The 20,485-nt window shown below is 69.1% G+C and carries 18 protein-coding genes and 5 pseudogenes; 11 read left to right on the top strand and 12 right to left on the bottom strand.

The features are described from left to right. Positions 1 to 30 precede the first annotated feature (30 nt). Together ACWD6R_RS26085 and ACWD6R_RS26090 are read right to left on the bottom strand one after the other, a co-directional pair. Positions 31 to 1,095, bottom strand: coding sequence for a lipoate--protein ligase family protein (locus tag ACWD6R_RS26085; RefSeq protein ID WP_451820922.1), 1,065 nt, complete (start codon positions 1,093 to 1,095; stop codon positions 31 to 33). Positions 1,096 to 1,488: 393 nt separating this feature from the next. Then, positions 1,489 to 1,584, bottom strand: a pseudogene (locus ACWD6R_RS26090) (IS5/IS1182 family transposase); the annotation flags it as partial. A gap of 523 nt (positions 1,585 to 2,107) precedes the next feature. On the opposite strand from ACWD6R_RS26090, the gene ACWD6R_RS26095 reads away from it, so the two are divergent. The 3 genes from ACWD6R_RS26095 to ACWD6R_RS26105 all read left to right on the top strand — a co-directional run bounded on the left by ACWD6R_RS26095 (position 2,108) and on the right by ACWD6R_RS26105 (position 4,106). Next, positions 2,108 to 2,719 carry a hypothetical protein gene (locus ACWD6R_RS26095; protein ID WP_451820923.1) on the top strand — a complete coding sequence of 204 codons (612 nt, stop codon included), beginning with the start codon at positions 2,108 to 2,110 and terminating at the stop codon, positions 2,717 to 2,719. A gap of 21 nt (positions 2,720 to 2,740) precedes the next feature. Continuing rightward, positions 2,741 to 3,304 (top strand): GNAT family N-acetyltransferase, encoded by a 564-nt coding sequence (locus tag ACWD6R_RS26100; RefSeq protein WP_451820924.1) that lies wholly within the window; start codon positions 2,741 to 2,743, stop codon positions 3,302 to 3,304. Between the two features lie 526 nt (positions 3,305 to 3,830). Further along, on the top strand, positions 3,831 to 4,106 hold the full coding sequence (locus tag ACWD6R_RS26105) for a hypothetical protein (protein ID WP_451820925.1): 276 nt from the start codon (positions 3,831 to 3,833) through the stop codon (positions 4,104 to 4,106). Positions 4,107 to 4,579: 473 nt separating this feature from the next. Here ACWD6R_RS26105 and ACWD6R_RS26110 read toward each other — a convergent pair whose 3' ends face one another. The 5 genes and pseudogenes from ACWD6R_RS26110 to ACWD6R_RS26130 all read right to left on the bottom strand — a co-directional run bounded on the left by ACWD6R_RS26110 (position 4,580) and on the right by ACWD6R_RS26130 (position 7,163). Continuing rightward, positions 4,580 to 4,933, bottom strand: coding sequence for an antibiotic biosynthesis monooxygenase family protein (locus ACWD6R_RS26110; protein WP_451820926.1), 354 nt, complete (start codon positions 4,931 to 4,933; stop codon positions 4,580 to 4,582). Positions 4,934 to 5,260: 327 nt separating this feature from the next. Then, the gene (locus ACWD6R_RS26115) at positions 5,261 to 5,473 is read right to left on the bottom strand and encodes a hypothetical protein (RefSeq protein ID WP_451820927.1); all 213 of its coding nucleotides are present in this window, start codon (positions 5,471 to 5,473) and stop codon (positions 5,261 to 5,263) included. Positions 5,474 to 5,632: 159 nt separating this feature from the next. Next, positions 5,633 to 5,797 (bottom strand): annotated as a pseudogene (locus ACWD6R_RS26120) (lipoate--protein ligase family protein); the annotation flags it as partial. Positions 5,798 to 5,856: 59 nt separating this feature from the next. Next, positions 5,857 to 6,069 (bottom strand): DUF4287 domain-containing protein, encoded by a 213-nt coding sequence (locus ACWD6R_RS26125; protein ID WP_451820928.1) that lies wholly within the window; start codon positions 6,067 to 6,069, stop codon positions 5,857 to 5,859. 74 nt (positions 6,070 to 6,143) lie between these two features. After that, on the bottom strand, positions 6,144 to 7,163 hold the full coding sequence (locus ACWD6R_RS26130) for a LacI family DNA-binding transcriptional regulator (RefSeq protein WP_451820929.1): 1,020 nt from the start codon (positions 7,161 to 7,163) through the stop codon (positions 6,144 to 6,146). 414 nt (positions 7,164 to 7,577) lie between these two features. On the opposite strand from ACWD6R_RS26130, the gene ACWD6R_RS26135 reads away from it, so the two are divergent. The 5 genes from ACWD6R_RS26135 (at position 7,578) to ACWD6R_RS26155 (ending at position 15,139) form a co-directional block, all read left to right on the top strand. Next, entirely contained in the window at positions 7,578 to 8,876 is a 1,299-nt protein-coding gene (locus tag ACWD6R_RS26135) for an ABC transporter substrate-binding protein (protein WP_451820930.1), read from the top strand. 118 nt (positions 8,877 to 8,994) lie between these two features. Then, positions 8,995 to 9,864, top strand: a complete 870-nt coding sequence (locus tag ACWD6R_RS26140) for a carbohydrate ABC transporter permease (protein WP_451820951.1) — start codon at positions 8,995 to 8,997, stop codon at positions 9,862 to 9,864. Further along, positions 9,861 to 10,721 carry a carbohydrate ABC transporter permease gene (locus ACWD6R_RS26145; RefSeq protein WP_451820931.1) on the top strand — a complete coding sequence of 287 codons (861 nt, stop codon included), beginning with the start codon at positions 9,861 to 9,863 and terminating at the stop codon, positions 10,719 to 10,721. The genes ACWD6R_RS26140 and ACWD6R_RS26145 overlap by 4 nt, the downstream gene beginning before the upstream one ends. A 50-nt stretch (positions 10,722 to 10,771) precedes the next feature. Further along, on the top strand, positions 10,772 to 12,025 hold the full coding sequence (locus tag ACWD6R_RS26150; protein ID WP_451820932.1) for a glycoside hydrolase 5 family protein: 1,254 nt from the start codon (positions 10,772 to 10,774) through the stop codon (positions 12,023 to 12,025). 84 nt (positions 12,026 to 12,109) lie between these two features. Further along, positions 12,110 to 15,139: an alpha-mannosidase gene (locus ACWD6R_RS26155; protein WP_451820933.1), complete on the top strand. Its 3,030-nt coding sequence runs from the start codon at positions 12,110 to 12,112 to the stop codon at positions 15,137 to 15,139. A 584-nt stretch (positions 15,140 to 15,723) separates the two neighbouring features. On the opposite strand, the gene ACWD6R_RS26160 is transcribed toward ACWD6R_RS26155, so the two are convergent. Together ACWD6R_RS26160 and ACWD6R_RS26165 are read right to left on the bottom strand one after the other, a co-directional pair. Continuing rightward, the gene (locus tag ACWD6R_RS26160) at positions 15,724 to 16,290 is read right to left on the bottom strand and encodes a M23 family metallopeptidase (RefSeq protein WP_451820934.1); all 567 of its coding nucleotides are present in this window, start codon (positions 16,288 to 16,290) and stop codon (positions 15,724 to 15,726) included. A gap of 10 nt (positions 16,291 to 16,300) precedes the next feature. Next, positions 16,301 to 16,891 carry a hypothetical protein gene (locus tag ACWD6R_RS26165; protein ID WP_451820935.1) on the bottom strand — a complete coding sequence of 197 codons (591 nt, stop codon included), beginning with the start codon at positions 16,889 to 16,891 and terminating at the stop codon, positions 16,301 to 16,303. A 37-nt stretch (positions 16,892 to 16,928) separates the two neighbouring features. On the opposite strand from ACWD6R_RS26165, the pseudogene ACWD6R_RS26170 reads away from it, so the two are divergent. From ACWD6R_RS26170 to ACWD6R_RS26180, 3 genes and pseudogenes are all read left to right on the top strand, one after another. Next, positions 16,929 to 17,544 (top strand): annotated as a pseudogene (locus tag ACWD6R_RS26170) (gamma-glutamyltransferase); the annotation flags it as partial. A gap of 23 nt (positions 17,545 to 17,567) precedes the next feature. After that, positions 17,568 to 18,032, top strand: a pseudogene (locus ACWD6R_RS26175) (IS200/IS605 family accessory protein TnpB-related protein); the annotation flags it as partial. 87 nt (positions 18,033 to 18,119) lie between these two features. Next, positions 18,120 to 18,947, top strand: a complete 828-nt coding sequence (locus tag ACWD6R_RS26180; RefSeq protein ID WP_451820936.1) for an inositol monophosphatase family protein — start codon at positions 18,120 to 18,122, stop codon at positions 18,945 to 18,947. A gap of 19 nt (positions 18,948 to 18,966) precedes the next feature. Here the strand turns inward: ACWD6R_RS26180 and ACWD6R_RS26185 are convergent. From ACWD6R_RS26185 to ACWD6R_RS26195, 3 genes and pseudogenes are all read right to left on the bottom strand, one after another. After that, positions 18,967 to 19,143: pseudogene (locus tag ACWD6R_RS26185) on the bottom strand (3-oxoacyl-ACP reductase); the annotation flags it as partial. Between the two features lie 10 nt (positions 19,144 to 19,153). Then, positions 19,154 to 19,579, bottom strand: coding sequence for a VOC family protein (locus tag ACWD6R_RS26190; protein ID WP_451820937.1), 426 nt, complete (start codon positions 19,577 to 19,579; stop codon positions 19,154 to 19,156). Positions 19,580 to 19,622: 43 nt separating this feature from the next. After that, positions 19,623 to 20,447 carry a nucleotidyltransferase family protein gene (locus ACWD6R_RS26195; RefSeq protein WP_451820938.1) on the bottom strand — a complete coding sequence of 275 codons (825 nt, stop codon included), beginning with the start codon at positions 20,445 to 20,447 and terminating at the stop codon, positions 19,623 to 19,625. Positions 20,448 to 20,485: the final 38 nt, after the last annotated feature.

Genomic DNA, 20,485 nt, shown 5'->3' on the forward strand with positions numbered 1-20,485 from the left:
GTCGGGGGTCCGGAGCGGTGGGACGGACCCCTACGGCACGCGCGCGGTCCACTCCTCGGTGGCGAACTTCGTCCGCACCAGTTCCTCCGCGCGGGCCATCTCTTCCGCTGTGACTTCGCCGGTGGTCAGCCCGTAGCGGTTGCGGAAGGAGGCGATCATGTTCTCGATGACCTGCTCCCGGGCGAGGCCCGTCTGCCGGCGGAGCGGGTCGACGCGCTTCTTGGCGCTCTTGGTGCCCTTGTCGGACATCTTCTCCTTGCCGATGCGGAGCACCTCGAGCATTTTGTCGGCGTCGATGTCGTAGGACATCGTCACGTGATGGAGGACGGCTCCAGGGCCGCCATCAGGGCCGACCATGCGCTTCTGGGCGGCACCGGCAATCTTTCCGGCATCGGTGGCGATGTCGTTGAGGGGCTGGTACCAGGCCTTGATGCCCATGTCGCCGAGTGCGCCCAGGACCCAGTCGTCGAGGTAGGCGTAGCTGTCGGCGAAGGAGAGGCCCGAGACCAGGGACTCCGGCACGGACAGGGAGTATGTGATTGTACTCATGGGCTCTACGAACATGGCACCACCACCAGAAATGCGGCGAACCACGGTCATCCCGTGCTTCGCGGCCCCTTCGGGGTCCACCTCGTTCCGCAGGGACTGGAAGCTGCCGATGATCACAGCAGGCGAGGCCCATTCCCAGACCCGCAGCGTGGGTGCCCGTCGCCCGGCGGCCACCTCGGCGGTGAGGACCTCGTCCAGCGCCATGTGCAGGGCCGGGGCCTGCGGCTCCATGTGCACCAGCTGCCAGTTGTAGTCGCTCCACTCGGTCGCGTGGGCCAAGGCTCGCCGAACGGCGATGCCGACGCCCTCCGCGGTCAGTCCGAGCATGACGGTCGACTCCGGCAGTGCCGCCGTGATCCGGGCCGCGAGGCCTGCGGCGTCCGTCGAAGAAGGGGCGCCCTCCAGGGCCCTGTTGATCGAGAGGATCGCCTCGTCGGGCTCCAGGAAGAAGTCCCCGGCGACGCGCACGTTGCGTAGACCGCCTTCCTCGACGTTCAGATCTACGACGACAAGCTTGCCGCCGGGCACCTTGTACTCGCCATGCACGGCTTCGTCCCCTTCCAGTGCGCGGCGTGGTTCCTGAGCCCCTGTTGCTCCGACATCCGGATAGACGCGCACATACTTCGCATCGCACTTTAATGCTCGCTCGTGACGAGCGGCTACGCAGCCCCGATGCCGCTGGAGCGGCATCGGAAGTGCGACCGTCAGGCCTGCCATACGCCTGCGGGCCGAACAGAACCCGGACCACATGTGCGACCCCGGACGGCCAGAGTTCTGTACTTCACGGACGGCTCGCTCGCGAAGCTCGTCGGATACTTCCGGGGTGCAGGCATCAGACCCTGTGCTTCCCATCTGCCGAGGCAATCATGCCCGGCTTCAGGGCCGCTACAGAATCCGGTTCAGCTCAGATGGGCGAATAGTCCGGGCTCGGGCTCGGGTCCTCGCGTCGGATTCCGCCCAGGCCCGGCAGTCATTGCGGTTGCCGGGCAGCAGCTTCCGGACGGCAACGACCAGCCGGGTGTCGGCGTCGATGACGGCGGTTGAAGGGGAGGCATCGCGTCGAGTTGGGCCCACAGCCAATGGCGTCGGGCGCGGTTCTCGGCACGTTTGTTCGACGTGGCCTTGAGGTCTTCGCGCACTACGCGCCGCTGGGTGTTCTGTTCCTGGATCTCGATGTTGCGCTCGTTGATCGCGTCGAAAATCGAATCGATGTGGTGCATGCGGAGCTTGTCGAGGCGCAGTGGCCGAGATGCGGCTTCAGGTGGACGCGGATATCGCACTCGTAGCGAGCTGCCCCGCCGCGCCGCAGACGCTTGCGTCCCCCCAGCCAGATGTCGAGCCACTCTGCCACGGTGACCTTTGAGTTCAGGGGCTGCCCTGTTTTGAAGCGGCGGCGGGTCGCGTCGTAGTCCGCGACCGGGTCCTCAAGACCGCTCCCAACGGCTGGCGACCTCCGAGAAGCGAGGTTTCAGAGAATCGGATGCTCGTGTTCGGAAACCGCTATCCTGGAGAGGGCGCCTCAAGGTTCCTCAACTTCGCCTCGTGGGAGAGCGGTTGTATGTCGTGGGTCCAGGAGTTGCCGGAGGTCCTCACGCGGTCCGACTTCGCCTCCATAGTGGGGCGCGAGCCCCGCAGCATCGAGCTGATGGCGAGCCGCGGGCTTGTCGCGGACCCGACCCATCGCAACCGCGGGAAGTGCGTATGGAAGGAGGAGGTCGCGCTGGACTGGTTCCGCGCCTTGCACGAGCACGCGGTGGTCGTGCCCGCGAATTGTTTGGCCGTGGCCGAACTCGCCATGTACAACGCGTACTTGTGCCCACTCAGCAGCAGCCACGTGGGGCTCGCCCGCCCCCGGCTGTTCGTGATGTATCGGCCGGGGGGCCAGGGCCTGGTCTTCAACGTCAATGCGGTGGAGACCGTCAACCAGCAGGTCCCCGGGACCCGTAGTACGACCGCGAGGACCCGGAAGATCGTGCGTGACGGGGAGACGCTGGACACCTCGCAGAAGCCGTGGACCGTCTTCTACCTCAGCGAGGCCGGCACGATCGACAAGATTGCGCCGGTGATCCAGCAGGGACGGTATCTGCGGGTCGACGACGTCCAGCAGGCACTGACTACCGGCCACCTCACTGTTCCCTCGCTCGACGAGGCGTTCCCCGCCCGGAAGTAACCGGAAACGGGCTGCCGCTGTGTGCACCCCTGCGGCGGCAGCGCGGGCCGGGCCATCGGCGGACGGAGGTCAGTTGGCCCGCGCGAGTTCGAGGAGTTCCTCGACTCCTTCCGCTCCGGCGTACTTCTTGAACCCGGGCAGCAGATCTCGGACGAGGGTGCGCCAGAGGTGGGCACCTACCTCGGTGGCCCTCGACCGCGTGACGAGCTCGAGCGCGCGATGCCCGGGGCGCCCAGCCGGCGCCCCGGCCTTTTCATAGTCGATCTCGACGGAGCGATGATCGGCCAGATCACGCTCACCAGAGCAACGGGGCACATTCGTCAGGCTGCCGGGGAGGCCGAGCTCGGCTACCTGTTCCTGCCGGAGGCGTGGGGATGCGGGTACGCCGCCGAGGCGTGCGCAGCAGCACTCGGCTGGTTCGCCGGCGCGCTTCCCGGCGAACCAGTGGTGCTCGCCACCCAGACCGCCAACGTCCGCTCGATGCGCCTCGCGGCGAAGCTGGGGTTCATCGAGGTAGAGCGGTTTGAGGACTACGGCGCCGAGCAGTGGTTCGGCGTGTGGTCTTCGGCCACGCCGTCCGATTGAGCTCGTGCTCGACAGCGCGGATCCGCAACTCGACAGCACTGCTAGGACGGAGCCCAGCGCTGTTGAAACTCGTGAACATCTCACCAGGCGGAGACGGCCGAACGCCTCCCGAAACGCTGTCGAAGCGCTGTCCGTTCTCGTGGACGAAGCCACTGAATGATATCTGAGGGTGTTAAGGCACATTGGTTACATCAGATGTGCTGCCTCGTCACTTCCGGTCGGAGCGTGCCACGTCCGGCGACGGGAGTGTCCGGTGGGTGGTCGTCGACGACTCCTTCGAGCTCCGTCCGGAGGCTTGCCTCTTCCTGGCGGGCCGTGAGTGGAACACCGGCCGGACCTACGCCCCGCGGATCGCGCTATACCTGTCCTACTGCCAGGAGTTCGGGATCGACTGGACGGCGCCGTCTCTGGCTCAGCTGATGGCATTTCAGCGCTGGTTGGTGGAGGAGCCGATGCCACCTCGAAGCCGTCGGCCCGGAGCTGAGCGGCAGTACCGCGCCAAGAGCACTGCGAACGTTCGGACGAGATGGCGCACCTGCGCGCGGACACGGGCGACTTCCAGGTCGTCACGGCCGCAGGCAGGCAGGGCGGCGCTGAGGAGGGCTTCGCCGGTCAAGGCGGGTGGCTGCGTGCCGAGGATGCCGGCCCTGAGCCGTTTCCGGCTGGCTCGGTCGGCTGCCGCCTGGGCATCGAACCACGGCCTCAGGTGGTCGACACGCCACTGGTGGTAGGACGTCGTCAGGTGATGGTCCGTCAGGTCGTGGCGGGCGATCCAGTGGGCGGTTCGCAGGGCGAGGGTTGATTCCCTGTCCGAGGGTCGGGTTGGTGTGGACGGCACTGTCGCCGATGCTGATCAGGCCAGTGACCTGCGGCCCGTGCTCGTCCACCAGCGCCGTCCACCGGTTGTCGAGTCCTGCCATCACGTGCACGGGGGTCACCGGCCGGTGGTGCAGGGACAGCCAGTCCGCTCCACCGGGGAAGAGTCTTGCCGCGGCGTCGAAGACCTGCGGATCTCGTCAGCGCCACCGCGAAGTAGCCGTTGTTGTCGGAGGGGAACACCCCGCAGGTGGCGAACGGGGCCGCTCCCCCGAGGGCGGGCGGCCCCAGCTCCCGGGCATTTCCTGCTCGCGGTGCCCGTGATTACCCGTCATTCCCCGCGGTTTCCCGCTAGATCGGGCTCGCGAGGGGCACGCCGACCCGTTCGATGCGAGCTTGTGGCGGGACGGTCGCTGAGGTGACTTCGGTTGGTCAGCCTGCTGTCGGGCGCTGCGGGACCTACGCTCGCATGAACCCGTGGCTCCGCTCCACTTTCGCCACATGCAGCGTGTAGCTCTGGTACCACTCGACTTGCCCGCGCTTTTGCGCCGCGCGGTGCTCGGCGTTGCACCGCCACTCCGTGAGGGCGTCGGCGTCGCGGAAGTACCCGACGGTGATGGACAGCCCACCAGGAGTCTGCGCGTGGTCCATCCCCAGGAACCCAGGGACGTCCTTCACCAGGTCTTCCATGCGTGCGTTGGTCTCGCTGTAGCCGCTCTGGTCCTGGGTTCGCACCGTAGTGAAGACAGCCACGTAGTAAGGGGGGTCATAGGCCTCGACGGGCGCGACAGGCGCTTCGGAGTGATTGCTCATGCCGCCACCGTAAGGCGGGATGCGCCCAACGATCCAGCGTCTTTCCTGAACGGGATACATAAGGGATCCGGCTCTTGATCAAAGCTGTCTGAACTGACGTTCTCCGGCCACCTTTGGTGACGGCGGAATCTGTGCGCGCAGTGTGTCTGCACATGAGCTATGTGCCTCATGTGTCAGAACCTATGACTTGCCAGCTGAGCTGCGATGATGCCTTGACAACCCCAGATAACCGTCGTGGTGGTGGCGTACATCGAATCGTGAGGCTCCCCCATGCTGCAGGGCCCCCGGATTCTGTCCAGGGGCCCTGCAGCGTGCTGCCGTTGAGCGTCAGTCGGGCAGGGGCACGCGGATAACGGGATCGAAGGGGCGTTTGTTGAAACCGCTGCGCACATTGCGGCAGCTCGGCGCCTTGCACATGAAGAACTCTTCGACGGTCCTGCGGCCCGTGCGGTTCTTGAGCCAGACCTTCTCGTTCCTGGTGAGGGGACGGTGCTGTTCGTCGGAGTCGCAGGTGAAGCAGTACATCGTGTCTGGTGGCATGACACCTCCTGAAACAGGCGGATAAGCCGAACGTCGAGCATATGAGGACGTGTTGGGGTCAAGACAGGGCCCAATCGGCCGTCTCCCGGGCGACGAAGTGCCGAAACCCGACAACTAGAGAGCGTTGACACACGACCCGGGCCCCGGTCGCCGCACAGGTCGGGCGGCGAGGCCTGCGGTGTCGGTGTGGGCCGGGGCGCCCTCCAGGGCCGCGTCGAGGGCGAGGATGGCGTCGTCGGGTTCGAGGAAGAAGTCGCCGGCGACCCGTATGAACCGGTACCCACCAATGACAACGCCACGGGTGACTCGGTTCATTCCATGCAATTCTCCCATTCTGGCCACGTGAGCCGTGAGGCCGAGGCGTTCCGGCGATCACGGCGCCGCTACTTGCCCTTGTCCTCCGCGAGGGTGTGCGCGACGAGGGCGCTGGCGTGGCCGTGGCCGAGGCCGTGCTCGGCCTTGAGCCAGGAGACCAGCTCCATGTGCTTGGTCAGGGGTGAGGACCGGATGAGGTCCTTCCACTCCGGGATCGGCCGACCGTACTTCTTCTCGATCGACGGAAAGTAGCTGGCGGGGCCGTTCACGGCTTCAGTCATGACCGCAGTCTGCCATGGCGCACCGGCCGTTGCCGGGTACCGAGAGGATGCTGCCGGACAGGGGTGCCGTCCCGTCAACTGCCCTGTGCGGAAGCCGTGCTTCCGCGTTCGATCAGCCCGGGCAGCGGTACCTGTACGGTGCGCGCCGTGCCGCCGTCGAGCAGCGCGGTCAGCTCGCGTGCGGCGATCCGCCCGAACGCGACCGTGTCCCGGGACAGCGCGGTGAGCCACGGGGCCGTCAGTCTGCACAGCGCGGAGTCCTCCCACGACACGACCGACACATCGCGCGGGACCGAGATGCCGAGCCCTGCGATGACGGCGGTCCCGGCAGCGGCCATCACATCGTTGTCGTAGATGATCGCGGTCGGCGGGACGGGCTGTTCCAGCACCCGGCGGGTGACGGCCGCTCCCTCCGTATCGGAGTAGTCCGTGGTCACCGAGTGGGCCTCGGCCAGCCCGCGCCGGTCGGCCTCGACGCGCAGGGAGCGGATGCGCCGGTCGGTGTGGGCGAGCGAGGGCAGGCCCGCGATGTGCACGATGCGACGGTGCCCCAGCTCGTGCAGCCGGCCCACGATCGCGGCCATGGCGCCCGCATCGTCCGCGCGCACCTGGGAGAGGCCCGGGTGCGGGCCGGTGTCGCTGCCGGGGAGCGCACCGATCACGACTCCGGGCAGCCCGAGCTCGTCCAGCAGCTCGGCACGTAGGTCGTCCGTCCGCGGATCGACGACCAGCACCCCGTCGACCCGGTGCTCCGCCCACCACCGACGGTAGACGGCGCACTCGGCGGTTACGTCCTCCACCACCTGGAAGAGAAGGCCGAGTTGGCGTTCGGCCAGCACCTCCTGAATGCCGGAGATCAGTTGCAGGAAGAACGAGTCCACGCCCAGACTCGCCGCAGGGCGGGCCACGACCAGTCCCACGGTGGCCGACCCCTCGCCCGACAGTGCGCGGGCGGCGGTGCTCGGCCGCCAGCCGAGCTGTTCGGCGACGCGCCGGATGCGGTCCCGGGTGATCTCCGAGACGCCGGGGCGGTCGTTGAGGGCGAAGGACACGGCGCTCTCCGACACTCCGGCGCGCTGGGCGATGTCCTTCATGGTCGGCCGTCGCGCAGGTGTGCGCCTGGTCGGCGGCGTCTCCCCGCCCGGTGGCCCCTTCGGTGTCACCCGGTCTGCCCTCTTCCTGCGTTCCCCATGGTTCTCGAGGGGTGCGGTGTTCGCTCCACCCCGGGGCATCGTAAGCCTTCCGACGGCATGGGTCGAACGAGGTCCGTTGTCGACTAATGCGCTTGAGCTGTGTAGGCCTAAAGCGCATTAGTCAATCACCGCCAATGCCTGTCTGTGCTGCTCTGACCTGCATGTATGGCGAAAGTTCGGGTTAATTTCAAGCGAATGTATTGACTTTGCGTCGCGCGCATTGGAAGGTCTGCTGGGCGTACGCAGCCGGTGAGTCCACCACGGACCCGGCGCGTCCCGTCCGCACGCCTGGTCCGAGCAAAGGAGCCGTTCACCGTGCGTATTTCCCGCAGAGCAGTCGCCGCTGCCGCCGTTCTCGCCGCTGTCCTCCCGCTGAGCGCCTGTGGCGGTGGATCCGGCGGGGACTCGTCCGACGGGTCCGGCAAGGTCGAAGGAAAGATCCAGGGCAGGATCACCTTCCAGACCTGGAACCTTCAGGCCAATTTCAAGCCGTACTTCACCGGGCTGATCGCGGACTTCGAGAAGAAGTACCCGGGCGCCGAGGTCAAGTGGGTCGACCGGCCGGCCGAGGGCTACGCGGACAAGATCAGCGCCGACGCAGCCGGTGGCACCCTGCCGGACGTCGTCAATGTCTCGCCCGACCTGGTCGCACCGCTGGCCAAGGCGGGGATCGCGCTGGACCTCGACAAGGCGGCGTCGAAGTACCGCAAGGAGTACCTCCTCGGCGCCTGGCAGAGCCATCGGATACCGGGCCTGGAGGGGACATACGCCTTCCCCTGGTACCTCAACACCGGCCCGCTGTTCTACAACAAGAGCCTCTTCAGGGAAGCCGGACTCGACCAGCAGAAGCCGCCGACCACGTACGACGAACTCTTCGACTCCGGTCTGAAGCTGGCCCGGCACAGCAAGGGCAGGGTCGCCACGCTGGCGAACGTACCCACCATCGAGGACTTCGGCCGGTACGGCGGACAGCTGATGAACAAGGACGGTACGGGCTTCGCCTTCAACGACGCCAAGGGCCTCGAACTGCTCACGCGCTACAAGGAGTTGTACGACGCCAAGGCGCTCGACCCGCAGGCGTTGACGGCGACCCCCGAGTCGTCCGGCCACAAGTTCCTCACCGGCTCCGTGGCGATGAACCCCGGCAGCGCGCTGGACCTGGAGAACTTCAAGAAGCAGGCGCCGAGTCTCTACAAGAACATCGGGATCACCGACCAGATCAGCAGCACCGGCAAGGCCAACATGTACGTCATGGGCGTGATGGTGAACGCGCAGACGAAGCAGAAGCCCGCGGCCGTGGCCTTCGCGCACTACGTGACCGACGCGACCCGCCAGATGGAGTTCGCGAAGCAGGTCGCCATCTTCCCGAGCACCGCCGGATCCCTCGACGACCCGTACTTCACCGAGGAGGACGGCACCGATGTGACGCGTGTCCGGGTCGCCGCCGCCAAGTCACTGAAGACGGCGGTCAATTACACGCCGGTCCTCTTCAGTGACCAGATGAAGACCGAGCTGCGCAATCAGATCGCGAAGGCGCTGCAGGGGAAGCAGAGCCCCAAGGAAGCTCTTGACAACGCTGTCAAGGCCTGCGACCGGCTCCTGCAGCAGAGCTGAGTCCTCTGTGAAGACCTCCGCCGTGCAATCCACCGATTCCCCGCCGCTCCGGGACACCGTCGCAGCGGTACCGGCGGCCCGGAGCACACGTTCCGGCGACCGCCGGTCCGGCCACCGGATCAGCCGTCATCTGCCCTTCAGTCCTTGGCTGTTCGCGGCCCCCGGACTGCTCGTCGTCGGCACCTTCAGCCTGTTCCCGTTCTTCAGCACCCTGGTCAACGCCTTCACGGACCGCCGGACGCTGATGCCCGGGAAGTTCGTCGGTCTGGCGAACTTCCGGGAGCTGATCCATGACGACATGTTCTGGACCGGACTGCGGAACAGCACGCTGTACGTCCTCGGTGTCGTCCCGGCCCTCGTCATCCTGCCGCTGCTGCTGGCGATGCTCGTCCAGCGGCACATTCCCGGCATAGCCTTCTTCCGCTCCGCGTTCTACACCCCCGTCGTCGCCTCCATCGTCGTCGTCGGTCTGATCTGGGTGTGGATGCTGGACGACCGGGGGCTCATCAACGCGGCGCTGGAAGCCGTCGGGATCGGAAAGGTCGGCTTCCTCAGCGACCAGTGGCTGCTGCTGTTCAGCGCGATGACGGTCACGGTCTGGAAGGGCCTCGGCTACTACATGATCATCTATCTGGCAGCGCTGGCCAACGTCCCCAGGGAACTCCACGAGGCGGCGTCCGTGGACGGTGCCGGAGCCGTCCGCCGATTCTTCACCGTGACCGTCCCCGCCGTCCGCTCCACCATGGTCCTCGTCGGGGCGCTGGCCTCGGTCGCCGCCTTCAAGGTGTTCTCCGAGGTCTATCTGATGGCCGGACCCTCCGGCGGTCCGGCAGGCGAGGACACCACCCTGGTGATGCTCGTCCAGCGCGTGGGCACCGGACTGACCGGGCGGGTCGGCTATGCCTCGGCCATCTCCGTCGTCATTTTCGTCGTGACGGTCGCCCTGATGCTCCTGGTGCTCCGCGCCGACCGCAAGGAGGACGCGTGAGCATCCTGAACATCACCGACGCCGAGGGGCGCCGCATCCCGGCCTGGCAGCTCCTGCTCCGTTACGTCCTGCTGCTCGCCGTACTCGCGCTGACCGTCGGACCGTTCCTGTGGCAGCTCTCGACCTCGCTCAAGGCACCCGGCGAGGACATCTTCAGTTCGCCGCCGAGCTTCCTGCCCAGTCATCCGACGCTGGACAACTACTCACGGGTCGCCGACACCATCCCGGTCTGGGACTACGCGCTGAACTCCCTCAAGGTGGCCACCGCCAATGTGGTGACCAACTGTGTCGGTTCCGCACTGGCCGGCTACGCGCTGGCCAGAATGCGGTACCGGGGGCGCGGGGCCGCGGCGCTGGCGTTCATCCTCGCCATGCTCGTCCCCGTCGAGGGCATCATCATCGCCCAGTTCACCACCATGCGTGAGCTCGGTCTGAACAACACCCTGATCGGTGTGCTGCTGCCGGGCTCCGTCGCCGCGATGAACGTCCTGCTGATGCGCAACGCCTTCCTCAACCTCCCGCACGAGGTGGAGGAGGCGGCGTTCGTCGACGGCGCCAACGTCTGGCAGCGGTTCTTCTGGATCGCCCTGCCCTCGGTCAGAGGCACCCTCGCCGTTGTCGCGATCTTCGCCTTCATGGGGGCCTGGGACGACTTCCTGTGGCCGCTGATCGTGCTGAGCGACCCGGGAAACTTCACCCTGACCATCGGGCTGAACTATCTGCACGGCACGTTCGCCAATGACGAACGCCTCGTCGCCGCGGGCACGATCATTGCCGTGCTCCCGCTCATCGTGCTCTTCGCCTGCCTGCAGCGCTTCTTCTTCAGGGGCGTCGGCGAAGGCGCCGTCAAGGGCTGACCCCGAGCCGCCGCCACCCCCCACCACAAGAACCAGGACACCCGTACCGTATGCCTCACTCCCCGCTGCGCTTCGGCGTCAACTACACGCCCAGCCAGGGCTGGTTCCACCACTGGCTGGACTTCGACCTCGACGTGGTCCGCGCCGACCTGGACTCGATCGCCGCACTCGGCCTCGACCACATCCGGGTCTTCCCGCTCTGGCCGCTCTTCCAGCCCAACCGCACCCTGATCCGGCCACGCGCCGTCGAACAGCTGGTCCAGCTCGTCGACGCCGCCGCCGAGCGCGGCCTCGACGTCAACGTGGACGGACTACAGGGCCACCTGTCGAGCTTCGACTTCCTGCCCGCGTGGACGCAGACCTGGCACCGGCGGAACATCTTCACCGACCCGGACGTGGTGGCGGGCCAGGCCGCGTACCTGCGTACGCTCGCCGCCGCCCTTGCCGACCGCCCGAATTTCATCGGCATGACCCTGGGCAACGAGATCAACCAGTTCTCGGGCCCTCCGCACCCCGACCCGGACCCCATCACCCCTGCGCAGGCGGGCAGTTGGCTGCGTACCCTGCTCGACTCCTGCGAGGCGGGGGCGCCCGGCAAGCTGCATCTGCATGCCGAGTACGACGCCGCCTGGTACCAGGACGACCACGCGTTCACCCCCGCCCACGCCGCCCGGATCGGCGCCGTCACCGCCGTGCACTCCTGGGTCTTCAACGGCACCGCCCAACGGCACGGCCGCACCGGTACCGCCACCGAGCACCACGCCGCCTACCTGGTCGAACTGTCCAAGGCGTGGGCCGTCGACCCGCACCGGCCGGTCTGGCTGCAGGAGGTCGGTGCCCCCTCGCCGCTCATCCCCGCCGAGCACGCCGCCGCGTTCACCGAGGCGACCGTTGCGAACGCGCTGGACTGCGAGGACGTGTGGGGCGTCACCTGGTGGTGCTCCCACGACGTGTCCCGCTCCCTGGCGGACTTCCCCGAACTCGAATACGGACTGGGTCTGTTGACCAACAACCGGCAGGTGAAACCGGCCGGGGAGGCCATCGCCCGGATCGTCGAGGAGCGGCGGGGGGCGGCCGTCCGGCCGGCTCGCCGCACCACGGCCCTGCTGGTCGACACCGGCGACGACGAGACCGCACCCCGCCGCTCGACGTGCGCCCCCGGCGGCGCGTTCTTCGAGGCGTTCGCCCGGCTCACCGCGGACGGGGTCCGGCCCACGGCCGTCCTCGCGAGCCAGGCCGGGAACAAGGAGCACCTGGCCGCGCGCGGCATCACCGACGTCCTCACCCCGGACCAGGTCCACTGACCCCGCCCGGTGCGCCCCGCCGCGCGCACCCGGTATCCGCCCCACCCGCCCCACCCGCCCCCACCTCACCACGGAGCCACCCTCATGCATGACGACCGCAGCCTGGTCGAAGCCCGTCTGGGGCGCGTCCTCGACGAGCGCATCCGACCGGCCGTATACCCGGAATCCGTACCGCTGGACGTCGCCGTCTGGACCGCGCCGGGCGAGCCCGTGCCGGTCGCCGAGGGCCTCGCCGCTCCGACCGTGCCGATCGCGGTCGGCGACCGGTGGGGCGCCCCCTGGGGCACCAGCTGGTTCCGGGTCTCCGGGACCGTCCCGCAGACGTGGGCGGGCCGCACCGTCGAGGCGCTCCTCGACCTCGGCTTCGACGAGAACATGCCCGGCTTCCAGTGCGAGGGCCTTGTCCACCGCCCCGACGGCACCCCGGTGAAGGGCCTCAACCCGCGCAACCAGTGGGTGCGCGTCGGAGCCCCCGCCGCAGGCGGCGAGGAGGTGCTGCTCCACATCGAGGCCGCCTCCAACCCGGTCATCCTCGACTACCACCCCTTCCTGCCCACGCGGCTCGGCGACAAGGAGACCGCGGGCAGCGAACCGCAGTACACCCTCGCCCGGATGGACCTCGCCGTCTTCGACGAGAACGTGTGGAACCTCGTCCAGGACCTGGAGGTGCTGGGCGAGCTGATGCAGGAACTTCCCATCGAGGGCGCTCGCCGCTGGGACCTCCTGCGAGCGATCGGCCGCGCCCTCGACGCGGTCGATCTGCAGGACGTGAACGGCACCGCGACCGCAGCCCGCGCCGAGCTCGCCGACGTCCTCGCGACCCCCGCCGAGCCGTCCGCGCACCGCATCAGCGCCGTCGGTCACGCCCACATCGACTCCGCCTGGCTGTGGCCGCTGCGCGAGACGGTCCGCAAGGTCGCCCGTACGACGTCCAACATGACCGCTCTCCTGGAGGACGAGCCCGACTTCGTCTTCGCGATGTCGCAGGCCCAGCAGTTCGCCTGGATCAAGGAGCACCGCCCCGAGGTCTACGCCAAGGTCAAGAAGGCCGTGGCAGAAGGGCGGTTCGTGCCGTCCGGCGGCATGTGGGTCGAGTCCGACACGAACATGCCGGGCTCCGAGGCGATGGCCCGTCAGTTCGTGCACGGAAAGCGGTTCTTCCTCGACGAGTTCGGCATCGAGAACGACGAGGCGTGGCTCCCCGACACGTTCGGATTCGCCGCGGGACTACCGCAGATCATCAAGGCTGCGGGATCCAAGTGGCTGCTCACGCAGAAGATTTCATGGAGCCAGACCAACAAGTTCCCTCACCACACCTTCCAGTGGGAGGGCATCGACGGCACCCGGATCTTCACCCACTTCCCGCCCGTCGACACCTACAACTGCTCGATGAAGGGCAGCGAGATCGCCCACGCGGCGAAGAACTTCAAGGACAAGGGCGTCGCCCAGCACTCCCTCGCGCCGTCCGGCTGGGGGGACGGTGGCGGCGGCACCACCCGCGAGATGATCGCCAAGGCGGCCAGGATGCGCAGCCTTGAAGGGTCGGCGACCGTGACGTGGGAGACCCCCACCGATTTCTTCACCAAGGCGGAGGCGGAGTACCCGAACGCGCCCGTGTGGGTCGGAGAGCTCTACCTGGAGCTGCACCGCGCCACCCTCACCAGCCAGGCGAAGACCAAGCAGGGCAACCGGCGCAGCGAGCACCTGCTGCGCGAGGCCGAGCTGTGGGCCGCGACCGCCGCCGTACGGACCGGGTTCCCTTACCCGTACGAGGAGTTGGACCGGATCTGGAAGGCAGTGCTGCTGCACCAGTTCCACGACATCCTGCCCGGCTCCTCGATCGCCTGGGTGCACCGCGAGGCCGAGAAGACCTACGCGGCTGTCGCCGAGGAACTGAACGGCATCGTGGACGCGGCGCAGCGTGCCCTGGCCGGCGACACCGCGGCGGGGGAGACGCTCCTCTTCAACTCCGCACCGCACGCGCGCGGCGGGATTCCGGCCGGTGGCGCCGGGGCGCTCACCACCGGCAGCGGCGGGCGGCTCGCACCGGGCGAGGGCGGCGGCCACGTCCTGGACAACGGCCTGCTCCGGGTGGAGATCGACGGCCGCGGGCTGGTCGTCTCCGCGTACGACATCGCCGCCGGGCGCGAGACCGTGGCGCCCGGAGGTGCCGCGAACCTGCTCCAGATCCACCCCGACTTCCCGAACATGTGGGACGCCTGGGACGTCGACGCGTTCTACCGCAACACCGTCACCGACCTGACGGACCTGGACGAGCTCACCCCGGTCGAGGCAGACGGATCGGTCGGCGTACGCATCGTCCGCAGCTTCGGCGACTCGAAGGTCACCCAGCTGCTGACACTGGCCCCGGGCGTCAAGCGGCTCGACATCGACACCGAGGTCGACTGGCACGAGACGGAGAAGTTCCTCAAGGCCGCGTTCCCGCTGGACATCCACGCCGAGCGGTACGCCTCCGAGACGCAGTTCGGCCACTTCTACCGGGCCACCCACACCAACACCAGTTGGGAGGCCGCCAAGTTCGAGGCATGCAACCACCGCTTCGTCCACGTGGAGGAGCCGGGCTGGGGCGTCGCGCTCGTCAACGACTCGACGTACGGCCACGACGTGACCCGTACCGTCCGCGACTCGACCGCCGGGACGACCACCACCGTCCGGGTCTCCCTGCTGCGTGCCCCGCGCTTCCCCGACCCCGAGACCGACCAGGGCGTGCACCGCTTCCGCCACGCGCTCGTGCCCGGCGCGACGATCGCCGACGCGGTCCGCGAGGGCTTCCGGATCAACCTGCCGGAGCGCCAGGTGGCCGGCGACCGCGCGGTGGCGCCACTCGTGACCGTCGACAACGACGCGGTCGTCGTCAGCGCGGTGAAACTGGCCGACGACGCGAGCGGCGATGTGGTCGTACGGCTCTACGAGTCGACGGGCGGCCGTGCCAAGGTGCGGCTCGGTGCGGGATTCGAGTTCGGTGACCTCGTGGTGACCGACCTGCTGGAGCGGCCGCTGGCCGGGGCGACGGTACCGGAGCGGGCGGGCGACGGTGTACAGCTGACGCTGCGCCCGTTCGAGCTGATCACGCTGCGGTTCGGGCGCAGCTGATGCGTGCGGCTGACGCGTCGCCGCTCAGCCGCTGAGGGGATGGCCGGACTGCGGCGGAAAGCCATGAGCTGCTCCCGTTCCAGTACATGGCCGAGGCGGTCCGGGACACACTCAACAGGCCACCGGAGGGCGTCGCAGCGCTCCCCTTCGCCGTCTTGGCGATCTGGTCCCTCATCGGGTTCCTCATCACCTACCGGATGACCTCCAGGCGGCCCTGAGCCGCGACCGCGGAAGGGCGGACGACTCCGCGATGCTCCTGGCCGGGCCCACTTGAGCCAGGAGCATCGCCCCGCGGATCCGTCCTCAGCCCCGGGCTCCAGGGCGACACTCTCCCCCGGGCGGACATCCGCGCGCGTTCTGCCCGCGCGGGATGACCGCCCACCACGAGAACGGCGGCCACCCGCACCCCGGTCACGTCATGACCCACAGGATTTTCACGGCGGCCTTCGACACCACCGGCGAACGGGGAAGGTACCCGGCTGCCGGCCCGGCCCGGCAGCCGCAGAGGATCCACTGCGACCGGCGCTTCCCTCCCGGCGCACCGCGCCTGGCAACCGGGCCGGCCGGCCGACGAGCGGGACCGGTCAGTCCCGGGCCGGGGCGGGAAGCGCTTCCACGACCGCCTCTTCGTCCGGCACCGCCAACTCCCTGACCCGGCAATCCCCACCTGGGCCGCCGGGCCATTCACGGAAGCGCCGGAACAGCATCGGCATGCCTCGGGCGACCGAGAGGTCGGAGCTGTCCATGACCTGCATGTGCACATGGGGCTGGGTCGAGTTGCCGGAGTTGCCGCAGTTCGCGAGGTGCTGGCCGGCCACCACCCGCTGTCCGGCGGACACCTGGACGGAGCCGGACTTGAGGTGCACCAGGGCAACGTAGGGGCCGTGCTCCGACAGCGAAATGATCAGATGGTTCCCTGCGATGGCGTTCGCCCCTCGGCGTACCCGTGCGGCCTGGCCCAGCATGTACGGCACCAGGGCGAGCTGCGACCTGCGTGCCTCGTGGTCGGGCTCGCTGTCGTGGGCCGCGATCACGGTGCCGGCGGCGGGAGCCAGGACCGACCGGCCGAAACTGTGGAAGAGCTCGGGCGGTTCGGTGGCGAAGAAGGTCCGCCAGCTGCGGTGGCCGGCCGTGCGGTGGCGGTCGTCCACGCCGATGAAGTCAATGGCGTGACTGCTGCCGAACAGCTCGGTCCCATGACTCGGAATCCGCCGTGCCGGGCTGTTCCTGGCACGCCACAGCCCGGTGAAGGGCAGCGAGAGCTCGACGCCCCGCGCCCGAGTCTCCGCCTGCCCCGGCGGCGACGCCTGCCGTGGCGAAGGCGGTGGCGCCGATCGCGACGGTGCGCGCGACGAAGAGCCGCCGGGAGGGGTCCTTCCCACCAGGGGCGTCGGGTCCGTCCGATGACGGTGTGGCGGCCCGCCGGGCGAGGCCCCGGCGGAGCAGGAGGCGGACGAGTTCGCCCAGGAGCAGCGCGAGGGTGAGGTACATCAGCAGCGGCAGCCAGACCTCACCCGCCGGGGTGAGGACCCGTGCGATCTCGAACGGCGGCTCGGCGGGCCCGGCGAACAGCAGGACCGCTGTGGTCGCCGAGAGCAGCCACACCAGCACCGTGCCGGCACGCCGCCACGGGGAGCCCTCGTGGGAGACGTCTTTGACGAGGCGCCGGAACAGGTGCCGGTGGACGGCCGTCAGAGCCAAGAGGATCAAGGCGGCGTTCAGGAGCAGAAGAGCAGTGCCGGTCCGTGACATGTGTCGAACCTAGCCGCCGGGCGTGTGTCCGCTTCATGAGCCGACCGTCACAGCGGACGGCGCGACCCGCGGCGACACCTGCCACATCGATGTCGTCGACCGCTGGGGCAACGGTCTCCGCCACCCCCAGCGGCGGCTGGCTGCAGTCCAACCCGGTCGCCGGAGCTCGGCTTCCCGCTCGGCACCCGTCTCCAGATGGCGTGGCTCGACGAGGGCCTGCCGAACTCCCTCACCCCCGGCCGCCGCCCCGCACCACCCTCACCCCGTCCCTCGCCCTGCGCAACGGCGTCCCGGTGATGGCGTTCGGCACGCCCGGCGGCGACCAGCAGGACCAGTGGCAGCTGCACTTCTTCCTCGCCGTCGCCCTGCGCGCCGAGGTACGCGGCGGACTCGGCCTGCAGGGCGCCATCGACGCCCCGAACTGGCACAACGACAGCTTCCCCGGCTCGTTCTTCCCGCGCGGCATGCGGCCCGGCAGCGTCACCGTCGAGGAGCGCATGGACCCGGTGGTCGTCGAGGAGCTCCGCCGCCGCAGCCATGACGTCACCGTGGGCGACCCGTGGCCGGAAGGGCGGATGTGCGCCGTCGCCCGCGATCCGGAGACCGGTGTGCTCTCCGCCGTTGCGAGCCCCCGCGGCATGCAGGGGTTGTGAGCTGCTGTCGGTTTGCTGAGGTGAAGCGGTTCCGGCAGCTCATCTCCGGCATGCCGACCGGCAAGCTCAAGGCCCGGCTGGTGTCCATGGCCGCCGAACACGGCCTGAGCATTGTCGCGGTCGACCCCGCCTACACCAGCATGTGGGGTGCCCAGCACTGGCAGAAACCGCTGACCACCCCACGCCGAAAGATGTCCCGTCACGATGCCGCGGGCATCGCGATCGGACGACGCGCCCTCGGGCACCCGGTCCGGCGTCGGACGGCACCGCCCCCGCACGACCGGAGTGATCGTGCGGGGCATCGGACCGTCCAGGCCGGGTCAGGTGACCAGGGGCGTGAGGGAACCCGCCCGCCCGCGACGGACCACGCCCCTGGAGGAGTGCCGCCGAGCGGGAAGCGAAAGCGGGAACCCAGTGCATCCAAAACCGTTCGGGATGCGCCCAGGACGCAGCAGTGGGTCCAAGACTCACTTACGCACACTGGTTAGGAACGGTACGCCGTCGGTCGCTGACCGGTCACCTCCGCGTCATGACCAGGCCGTCGGGTTCCCGGTGGACCGTGCTTAGCTGGAGGCATGATCGATGCCTTCCTTGCCGGGGACCTGACCGAGGTCGAGGAGGCGGTCCGCGCAGCGGCCGCCGCCGAGATCATGCCGCGCTACCGGCAGCTTGCCGCACACGAGATCGTCGAGAAGAGCGGCCCGCACGACCTCGTCACCACCGCCGACCGCCTTGCCGAGGAACACCTCACCGCGTCCCTGACGCGGCTGCTCCCCGGTTCGGTGGTCGTCGGTGAGGAGGCGGTCCACGCCGATCCGAAGGTGTACGACGCCCTGGGCGGCGACGCACCGGTCTGGATCGTCGATCCGGTCGACGGGACCCGCCAGTTCGTCCGCGGCGAGCCCGGCTTCTGCACCCTCGTCGCCCTCGCCCACCACGGCGAACTACTTGCCTCCTGGACGTACGCCGCGGCACTGAACGAGATGGCGGTCGCGGTACGCGGCCGGGGAGCCGTGCTCAACGGTGTGCCGATACGCTCCGGATCGCCCGCGCCCGGCGCCGAACTCGACGTCGCGATGTCGCACCCCGACTACACCACCGCCGCCCAGAAGCGGGCCCTGCTCGGCCTGTTCGTCGACGGCATCCACGCCCGTCCGTGCGGCTCCGCGGGCCTCGAATACCTGGCTGTCGCCCGCGGCGACCAGGACGCGGTCGCCTTCAACTGGGAGTACGCCTGGGACCATGCGGCGGGCCTGCTCCTGGTCACCGAGGCGGGCGGCGCCCAGGCCACGCTCTCGGGCGCCCCGTTCCGCATCGTCGGGGGCAACGACCTGCCGTTCACGGCCGCCCGCGACAAGGCGACGGCCGAACGGATCCTGGCGGCGCTGCGCGCCGGGGGCTGACCTTCACCGGCGGCACCGGTCAGGCGATGAGCGCGCGGGTCACCGCGGCGAGCCGGGCCCGGGCCCGCGGGTCGTACGCCTGCTCATGGGCCCTGGTGTCCGTGAATCGGTCGAAGTACCGCCCGGTGACGGTGGCCAGAGCCGGGTCGGTGATCAGCCGCACGACGGGCCGTACACCCTCGTCGACCGGGACGGCGCGACAGCGGCTACGCCGCCCGGTGCAGCACCAGGCAGAACGGGTGCCCAGCCGGATCGGCATAGATCCGCCACGGCCGCTCGGCCCGCTCCGCGTCCGCCTCCCCGCCCCCGGTCCCGCTCGTGCTCCCGTCGTCGAGCACGGTCGCGCCCGCCGCGACGACCTCCGTCTGCGCAGCGTCCAGATCCGGCACGCCGAAGTCCAGATGGAACTGCTGGGGCCGCGCCGGGTCCGGCCACCGCGGCGGCCGGTGGTCCGCCACCCGCTGGAACGCCAGGACGAGACCGGCGTCGGTGTGCAGCGTCGCCCAGTCCTCGCCGAGCGTCCACCGCCGGTCCGGCTCGTTGACCCGGCCGCCGAGGACCGACCCGTAGAACTCGGCCAGGCGTACGGGATCGGGGCAGTCGAGCACCACGCACTGAAGTTCGGCGATCATGCCCGGACCCTAAACCCGGCCCGGTACCCGGCAGGGCACCTTTTCACCCGAGAACCTCCCGCACGTCGCGCACCACGGACGCCGCCGTCTCCACCGCGGCCGTGTCCAGGCCGCGCAGCGCCCCACCGACCCGCTCGGCGAAGTCCGCCGGAGTCTCCGGCAGCAGCGCGGCCGCGGCCAGTGCCCCCTTCTCGTTCAGGCACCAGGTGCGGTGGTGGGCGTGGAGAGCCTGCGCCAGAATGCCGAACGCTCGCGACAGACAGAGCGCGACATGGAGCGTGTCCCCGGAGGACGCCGACTTGCGTGCCGCCGTGACGGAGAAGTCCGCCTCCCACGCGGCGTCGCAGAGCGCCCTGCGCAGGGGGTCCGGATAGTTACGCGTCTGCTGCTGAAGTTCCGTCAATTCGCCGTAGGGGTCGGCCAGTACGCGGCCCAGGGCGACCTCGCCCGGATAGCAGGGCGACCAGAAGCCCAGCGGATGGCCGGGCTGGACGCCCACCTCGAAGCGGCCCTCGCGGCAGTCGGACCAGACGCTCTCGACCCGGTCCAGATCGCGCAGGATCCAGTCCACCGCCGTGCCGTCCACCCGAAGCCAGGCGCCGCCGTTGACCCAGGGACCCCAGCCGCCCGGACCGGCCACCTCCACCGGGGAGCGCTGCGCCTGAGAGGCGAGTGCGGTGAGGGCGACCAGGTCGAGTGTCCCGCGGTAGTAGACGCCGAGATCCCAGTCGGAGTCCGGGCGATGCGTTGAGCGGGCGCGGCTGCCGCCGAGGGCGACGGCCCGGACGCCGGACACCGCGGTCAGCCGGGCCGCCATGTCGTCGACCATCGATGCGCGAACTCGTTCTGCTGCCGATTCCGTATTCATCGGCCCGGACGGTACCCGCATTCATCGGCCCGGACGGT

The organism is Streptomyces sp. NPDC005151, from assembly GCF_053599875.1.

Coding starts and splice junctions, on each gene's coding strand:
- ACWD6R_RS26095 (WP_451820923.1), top strand. CDS start 2,108: ATGTCGTGGGTCCAGGAGTTGCCGGAGGTCCTCACGCGGTCCGACTTC.
- ACWD6R_RS26105 (WP_451820925.1), top strand. CDS start 3,831: ATGGCGCACCTGCGCGCGGACACGGGCGACTTCCAGGTCGTCACGGCC.
- ACWD6R_RS26110 (WP_451820926.1), bottom strand. CDS start 4,933: ATGAGCAATCACTCCGAAGCGCCTGTCGCGCCCGTCGAGGCCTATGAC.
- ACWD6R_RS26115 (WP_451820927.1), bottom strand. CDS start 5,473: ATGCCACCAGACACGATGTACTGCTTCACCTGCGACTCCGACGAACAG.
- ACWD6R_RS26125 (WP_451820928.1), bottom strand. CDS start 6,069: ATGACTGAAGCCGTGAACGGCCCCGCCAGCTACTTTCCGTCGATCGAG.
- ACWD6R_RS26130 (WP_451820929.1), bottom strand. CDS start 7,163: ATGAAGGACATCGCCCAGCGCGCCGGAGTGTCGGAGAGCGCCGTGTCC.
- ACWD6R_RS26150 (WP_451820932.1), top strand. CDS start 10,772: ATGCCTCACTCCCCGCTGCGCTTCGGCGTCAACTACACGCCCAGCCAG.
- ACWD6R_RS26155 (WP_451820933.1), top strand. CDS start 12,110: ATGCATGACGACCGCAGCCTGGTCGAAGCCCGTCTGGGGCGCGTCCTC.
- ACWD6R_RS26165 (WP_451820935.1), bottom strand. CDS start 16,891: ATGTCACGGACCGGCACTGCTCTTCTGCTCCTGAACGCCGCCTTGATC.
- ACWD6R_RS26180 (WP_451820936.1), top strand. CDS start 18,120: ATGATCGATGCCTTCCTTGCCGGGGACCTGACCGAGGTCGAGGAGGCG.
- ACWD6R_RS26190 (WP_451820937.1), bottom strand. CDS start 19,579: ATGATCGCCGAACTTCAGTGCGTGGTGCTCGACTGCCCCGATCCCGTA.
- ACWD6R_RS26195 (WP_451820938.1), bottom strand. CDS start 20,447: ATGAATACGGAATCGGCAGCAGAACGAGTTCGCGCATCGATGGTCGAC.